The organism is Candidatus Edwardsbacteria bacterium (assembly GCA_018821925.1).
Taxonomy (GTDB): Bacteria; Edwardsbacteria; AC1; order AC1; family EtOH8; genus UBA2226.
The window spans coordinates 20,184-27,225 of record JAHJLF010000065.1 but is presented as its reverse complement, the minus strand read 5'-3'; the positions used below and the strand labels follow the sequence as shown (position 1 = coordinate 27,225).

The 7,042-nt window shown below is 54.4% G+C and carries 5 protein-coding genes; all 5 read left to right on the top strand.

Annotated features, from left to right (window positions below; all coding sequences use genetic code 11):
* Positions 1 to 3: 3 nt before the first annotated feature.
* The 5 genes from KJ869_07805 to KJ869_07785 all read left to right on the top strand — a co-directional run bounded on the left by KJ869_07805 (position 4) and on the right by KJ869_07785 (position 7,039).
* Positions 4 to 153: a T9SS type A sorting domain-containing protein gene (locus KJ869_07805; protein MBU1577095.1), complete on the top strand. Its 150-nt coding sequence runs from the start codon at positions 4 to 6 to the stop codon at positions 151 to 153.
* A 60-nt stretch (positions 154 to 213) separates the two neighbouring features.
* Positions 214 to 1,716: a T9SS type A sorting domain-containing protein gene (locus tag KJ869_07800; GenBank protein MBU1577094.1), complete on the top strand. Its 1,503-nt coding sequence runs from the start codon at positions 214 to 216 to the stop codon at positions 1,714 to 1,716.
* 120 nt (positions 1,717 to 1,836) lie between these two features.
* Positions 1,837 to 4,887, top strand: coding sequence for a T9SS type A sorting domain-containing protein (locus KJ869_07795; protein MBU1577093.1), 3,051 nt, complete (start codon positions 1,837 to 1,839; stop codon positions 4,885 to 4,887).
* Between the two features lie 185 nt (positions 4,888 to 5,072).
* On the top strand, positions 5,073 to 6,293 hold the full coding sequence (locus KJ869_07790) for a tyrosine--tRNA ligase (protein MBU1577092.1): 1,221 nt from the start codon (positions 5,073 to 5,075) through the stop codon (positions 6,291 to 6,293).
* Positions 6,290 to 7,039 carry an rRNA pseudouridine synthase gene (locus KJ869_07785; protein ID MBU1577091.1) on the top strand — a complete coding sequence of 250 codons (750 nt, stop codon included), beginning with the start codon at positions 6,290 to 6,292 and terminating at the stop codon, positions 7,037 to 7,039. The genes KJ869_07790 and KJ869_07785 overlap by 4 nt, the downstream gene beginning before the upstream one ends.
* Positions 7,040 to 7,042 lie beyond the last annotated feature (3 nt).

Genomic DNA, 7,042 nt, shown 5'->3' with positions numbered 1-7,042 from the left:
ACTTTGGTCAACGAGCATAAAACGCCGGGCCGTTATAATGCCGCTTGGAACGGACGATCCGACAAGGGCCAGAAGGTCTCAGCCGGAATATATATTTATCGTCTTCAAGCAGGTAATAAAACATTAACTAAAAAGATGGTGCTGATAAAATAATCACCCAAATAGAAGCCACGATGAAAATTGGAGCTTTTATATTTCTTAAATGGAGGTAAAATGAGAAGATCCTTTCACTCTGTACATGTTCTGTGGGTATGGGCCGTGATATTTTTCGCTGCCGCCCCGGCCCTGCAGGCCCTACCCTCTGGCAAAACTCCGCCTCCAAGTAAAATATTTTCAACCCGAGCGCTGAATGCCAATGCCTGGACAATTTACACCACCAATTACGGGCCTTTTGTAAATCCCCAGACAACTTGCGGCGGCACCTGGCCGACCGGTTCGGGACACGGTTACATCTACGGCGCCGGGCTGTGGATAGGTGCCATCAACCAGACCGGGGATACATTACAAACCAGGGCGTATGATTGCGCCTCGGGTGGTTACGAATTCGGCCCGGTTGATACCACCGGAGACTGGACCGACTATCTTACAGACCCTACCGCTAGAGTATATCTATCAACTGACTCGTTGGATCTTTCCCAGTGGCAGCTGCGTGATAGCGGCGGAAATCCTATAATACGGTCTGAACAGGACAGCTACTCACGTTATAACGACCTTAATCCGGCGTGCTGGGCTTATGGCGAAACATCGTTGGTAAAAGTCGAGGTTGTTCAAACCAGTTATGCTTGGAATACCACCGGCCTTAAAGATATCGTCTTCTTTCACTTTGCGGTCAAGAATATCTCCGGTGAAACCTTGACTAATGTCTATCTCGGCCCGGGCGCTGACTGTGATATCGGCGATGAGGCCAATCCCAATGCCAACGATCGTACCGCCTTTGATTACACCCGCAATATGGCCATGCAGTTCCAGACCACTTCCGAGCCCGGGTGGGACACCACCGGCGTAGTGGGTTTTAGGTTCGTAAAAAGTCCCGCCAACAACACGGGCGTCACTGTGCAGGTAACAGACAACCAATATACACATAACATTCTGCCTGATAGTGTTCTGGGAATGACTGCTTTTAAATTGATAACCGTGGACCTAGCACCTAATGTGCCAAATCAACGCTACTTGATGATGGCCGGAATTAATTATTGGGACCTGGTGATGGATGCCTACGATGAGTGGGGAGCATATGATCCGGGTGACAAGCGCTTTGTCATGGCCAGCGGGCCGTTCAACCTTGAACCGAACGAAACGGCAAAACTGTGCGTTGCAGTAATGGCGGCCCTTGATACCACAATTCTTAAGGCCCTTTCCGACACTGCTCAGAAATATTACGATGAAAATACATTGGGTGTCTTTTCAAACCATGATGAGCCATACCTAACTCTGCACCAGTTATTACCTAATGTCCCCAACCCCTTCGGCCGTTCCGGCACCAGCATCAGCTACCAGATCGGCGGCAGCGGCTCCGCTCCGGTCAGCCTGAAGATCTATAACATCGCCGGCCAGCTGGTAAAAACTTTGGTCAACGAGCATAAAACGCCGGGCCGTTATAATGCCGCTTGGAACGGACAATCCGACAAGGGCCAAAAGGTCTCTGCCGGGATTTACATCTATCGCCTGCAGGCCGGGGAAAAGAATATCACCAAAAAAATGGTGCTGATAAAATAATCCCACGAACAGCCCCGATGAAAATTGGGGCTGTTCTGTTTTTGTCCTTGACAATGGCGGTCGCGGGATATATTATAATTCCATAGCAATGCTTTTTTCTAAAACCTGTCGGGAGGTATCATGAAGACCCTACGATGGTTTCTGTTTTTCACGGCGGCAACGATTGCCGCCTCCGGCCTCCTTTACGCCCTCCCCTCGGGCAAGGCCCCGCCCCCGCCGAAAGACCTGTCCACACGGATTCTCAATGCCAACGCCTGGAAAATATACACCACCAATCGCGGACCGTTTGTGGATCCGCAGACAGGTTCCGGCGGATTCTGGCGCAACCCAAATCACGGCTACATATACGGCGCCGGACTGTGGATCGGCGCAATTCTCAGTACTGGCGACACCGCCATATCCCAGGGTTATGACTGCGCCAGCGGAGGATCCGAATTCTATCCCTATCCGTATTATCCCTTTTGGTTTGAGCCCGATCCCAGAGTAAGGGTCTATCTTTCAACCGACCCGGCCGATCTGACCGAATGGCCGGTGTTGGAGAATGGGCAGAAGGTTATCCGCTCCGATCAGGACAGCTGGTGTCAGTACTGTGATGAGAATCCGGAATGCAACTTTGGCGGAAGCGGCATGCTCTATGTTATGGTCGAGCAATTCTCCTATGCCTGGAACTATGCCGATAATAAAGATATCGTATTCTTTTATTTTAAAGTAAAGAACATCTCTGACAAAACCCTGAATAAGGTCTATCTGGGCCCGGCCGCCGACTGCGACATTGGTGACGAGGCCAATCCCAACGCCAACGACCGGACCGCATTTGACTACACCCGCAATCTGGCCATGCAATATCAAACCACTAATGAACCGGGCTGGGATAAGACAGGGGTGGTGGGGTTCCGGTATTTCGAGAGCCCCATCAACAACACCGGAAATACGGTGAATATCTTGGACAATCAGTTTCCACACTCAATTCCGCCCGGCGCCCAACTGGGACTGACCGCTTTTAAAATATTTACCATAGACCAAGACCCAAAAAACGACGTAGAAAGATATCTTGAGATGTCCGGCATCAACTACTGGGATCGGATCCCGGACGCCTACGATGAGTGGGGCGCCGATCCGCCGGGGGACAAACGATTTCTAATGTCCAGCGGCCCCTTTACCCTCAAGCCCGACTCGGTGGTCACCACCTGCATCGGCATCATCGGTGCCCTGGACACCGCCGCCCTCAAGATCGCCTCGGACGTGGCCCAGGTCATCTACGACAACGATTTTGTCCTGGCCCTGCCCCCGGCCGCCCCCGGCCTGTCCGTCACCCCCGGCAACGGGAAAGCCTACCTAAGCTGGGACAAGACCGCCGAGACCACGCCCGATCCCTATTGGGAACAAATGCCCGATATAGTGGCCTGGCACTGTTATTTCAGGGGCACCTGGCAGTACCTGCCGGACTCGGCCAAGCTGCTGGTTGATTCCTTCGAGATCAAGACCGGGGCGGCCACCTATGCCCGGATCGCCCGGGAAGACCCCAATCCCGTCGGAGGCACCGATACCAGCTTTGCCTTTTATAGCCAAAAGGACCTTTATCAGCCCTACGACTTCCAGGGATACCTGATCTATAGGGCGAACAATATTGCAGACCTAAGTGATCCGGAACAAAGATGCCCGGTGGGAACTTTTTATAGAAGCAGTATCGGGGCCGGGGGATATTTTTACGACAAGAACGACGGCATCCAGATCGTGCTGGACACCCGCCAGGCCTCATACTTCACTGTTGACACCACCTTTTACCTGCCGGTCTACGACACCATCGGGGCCGACCGGGGTTTGATCTACAGCCTGCTGGACGAAGGTTTGGTCAACGGTAGGACATATTATTACGGCGTCTCGGCCTATGACTACCAGCCCTATGCCTGCTTCACCCGCAAATGCCGGGCCAGCTCAAAAGGCGATCCCCGGGACAACGCCCGGGCGGCCGTCCCCTGGAAAAACCCCATCGGCTACCTGCCGCCCAATATCGCCGTCCGGGTGGACGGCGGCTCCGACAGCCGCCATGGCGGGGCGCTGGATTATTTTTACACCCTCAAGGTTGCAGACCCAGCGGCGGTCAGGCGCGACAGCTTTAAATTGCGCTGGGGGGCCATGGCCAAATATTCCAGCGGCGGGATAAACTACCCGGTCTATACGGGACTCCTTCACAACTCCGCCGGCGCATTACTGGACACGGTTAAACTAACGCCCCGGCACAATTATCTTTCCAGCGTGCTCCCCTATTATGAGGTCGAGTACTACGGCGCCCCCCATGACCAGCTGCCATTCGGAGGACTGACCTTCCAGCCATACCTGTACTATCTGAACAGCCAGGCGGTCTGCGACACGGTGTCGGTCACCGGGGTCTATCCGGCCGACAGCATCTTCGCCCAGGCTTACGGAGCGCTGAACAGCAACTTTACCGCCAGCATCAACGCCTGGCAGTGGCGGGGGAGCGACTTCGAGATCCGCTGGCGCGACAGCAGCGGAACGGTGGGCACCAATCCCAGCGGCAGCACTATCACCGCCACGGTGTGGGATATGACCAACAATATCGAGGTGCCATTGGAGACCGGGGTCACCAAGGCCAACATGACCCAGTCCTCCTGGTGCTTCAACCCCACCGCCACCACCTGCGCCGGCTATGTTGACAGCATCAGCACCTCGCGTTTCGGCATGTACATCGCCGGGGTCATCATCTATTTCAACCGCCGCAATGGTGGATCACTGCGCAACATCTCCACCTTGTGGAATTTAAGGCCGCACACCGGCGATGTCTGGACCGTCCGCTGTTCCGGGCCCACCACCCCGGCCCAAGGCGCGGTGGCCACCTTTATCATGACCCCGGCGGTGCCGGACGATGGCCAGCCCTATCTGCTGCAGAACTACCCCAATCCCTTCAGCCGCTCCGGCACCAATATTTTCTATCAGGTCAGCGGCAGTGGCGGCGATGTGAACCTGAGGATTTATAACATCACCGGACAGTTGGTAAAAACGTTGGTGAGTGAAAATAAGGCCCCCGGTTATTACCGGGCTGTTTGGAACGGCCGGACCGAAAACGGGCAAAAGGTCTCGGCCGGTATCTATATCTACCGCCTGGAGACGGCGGGAAAGGCCATCACCCGAAGAATGGTGCTGATAAAGTAAACCTCTCCCGGCCTTACGGCTACCCTCTCCTAATGCCTTAGGAGAGGGTAGGCCTGCCCGCCTATATGGGCTGCCTGCTAATGGCGGGGTGAGGTCAGCCCCGCCTCCACGGCGGGGCTTTTCATTTGCATTTGGCCAATAAAAGTGGTATCCTTACTCTCGTTCAAAAATCAAAGGATTTTAAAATTATGTCCGTGTTCGATGTCTTAAAAGAGCGGGGCTTCATCCAACAGATGACCCATGAGGATGAGATCCGGGAGCTTCTGGAGAAGGAAAAGGTCACCTTTTACATAGGGTTCGACCCCACCGCCGGCAGCCTGACCGCGGGTCATTTCATGCAATTGATGGCCATGAGCCACATGCAGCAACACGGCCATAAGCCCATTGCCCTGTTGGGCGGCGGCACCACCATGGTGGGCGACCCCAGCGGCAAAACCGACATGCGGAAAATGCTGGGCAAGGAGGATATCGCCCGCAACGCCGAATGCTTCAAGAAGCAGATGGAGAAATTCATTGATTTCTCGGACGGCAAGGCCGTCATGGCCAACAATGCCGATTGGCTGATGGGCCTGAATTACGTGGATTTTTTACGGGAGATCGGGTCCCACTTCTCTGTCAACCGCATGCTGCAGGCCGAGTGCTTCAAGGCGCGATTGGAGCACGGCCTGACCTTCATGGAATTCAACTATATGGTAATGCAGGGCTACGATTTCCTGGAGCTGTATCGCAGACATAACTGCACCCTGCAGCTGGGCGGCGACGATCAGTGGTCCAATATTATCGCCGGGGTGGAGCTGGTGCGCAAGATCGAGGCCAAGCCGGTTCTGGGTATGACCTTTACTTTGCTAACCACCAGCGACGGCAAGAAGATGGGCAAGACAGAAAAAGGGGCCGTATGGCTGGATCCGGAAAAGACCCCGCCCTACGATTTCTACCAGTACTGGCGCAATGTGGCCGACAGCGAGGTAACGCGATGCCTGGCCCTGCTGACTTTTTTACCCATGGCCGAGGTCAACCGCCTGGGCAACCTGAAGGATCAGGAGATCAACCAAGCCAAGAAGATACTGGCCTACGAGCTGACCAAAATGGTGCACGGCGATGATCAGGCCCAAAAGGCTCAGAAAGCCGCCGAGACCCTTTTTGAGGGCGGGGCCGATATGCAGGATGTCCCCACCTCGCCGATCGGCCAAGACCTTCTGGGCAAGGGCATCATAGATGTTTTATTTGCTTGTCAGATAATTCCCACTAAAAGCGAGGGCCGTCGGCTTATCGCCCAGGGAGGCCTGTATGTGAACTCCGCTAAAGTTGAAAGCATCGACCTGAAGGTCACCGGTGACCTGTTCCAGGACGGGATCATGATGATCCGAAAAGGAAAGAAAGGCTATCATAAGGTGGTTATCCAATGAGCGAAACAAGGGCAAGGTTAAATAAATATCTCTCCATGTGCGGCGCGGCCTCCCGCCGCAAGGCCGACGAGATGATATCCCGCGGACAGGTAAGGGTCAACGACAAAGTGGTTGATAAGCTGGGCACCGTAATAGATATTTATAACGATATCGTTACCGTCGGCGGGAAGATCCTTCGCCTGCCGCAGCGAGCCGGCTATTTTATATTCAACAAGCCGGCCGGCTGCCTTTGCTCCAAGAGCGATCCCGAGGGAAGAAAGACCATTTATGACCTGCTCCCGGGCAACATGAGGAAACTTAAATACGTGGGACGGCTGGATAAGGACACCGAAGGGCTCTTGTTACTGACCGACGACGGCGACATGATAGAGTACCTCACCCATCCCCGCAACGAGGTTCCCCGCACCTATCATGCTCTGGTCCGATGGATCCTGCGGGACAGCGACGTTGAGCCTCTAAGAAAAGGGGTTGATTACCTGGGTGAATCCTACGATCCGGCCCAGGTAAAGATCTTGTCAATCGACCGGCCCAAGAACAACACCCTGCTGGAGATAACCATCAAGGAGGGGAAGAAACGGGAGGTGCGGATGATGCTTCGCGCCCTCAACCTCCACGTGGACCACCTGAAGAGGGTTGCCTTCGGGCCGTTGAGATTGGATAATACTCCGGTCGGCCAATCCCGACCATGCAAGCCCAATGAACTGGAACGACTGAGAAAAATATCCAAGATAAAAGCCCCGCTCTAAAGC

Excerpts from the sequence above, each read along its gene's own strand:
- KJ869_07785 (MBU1577091.1), top strand. The coding sequence starts at position 6,290 with ATGAGCGAAACAAGGGCAAGGTTAAATAAATATCTCTCCATGTGCGGC.
- KJ869_07795 (MBU1577093.1), top strand. The coding sequence starts at position 1,837 with ATGAAGACCCTACGATGGTTTCTGTTTTTCACGGCGGCAACGATTGCC.
- KJ869_07800 (MBU1577094.1), top strand. The coding sequence starts at position 214 with ATGAGAAGATCCTTTCACTCTGTACATGTTCTGTGGGTATGGGCCGTG.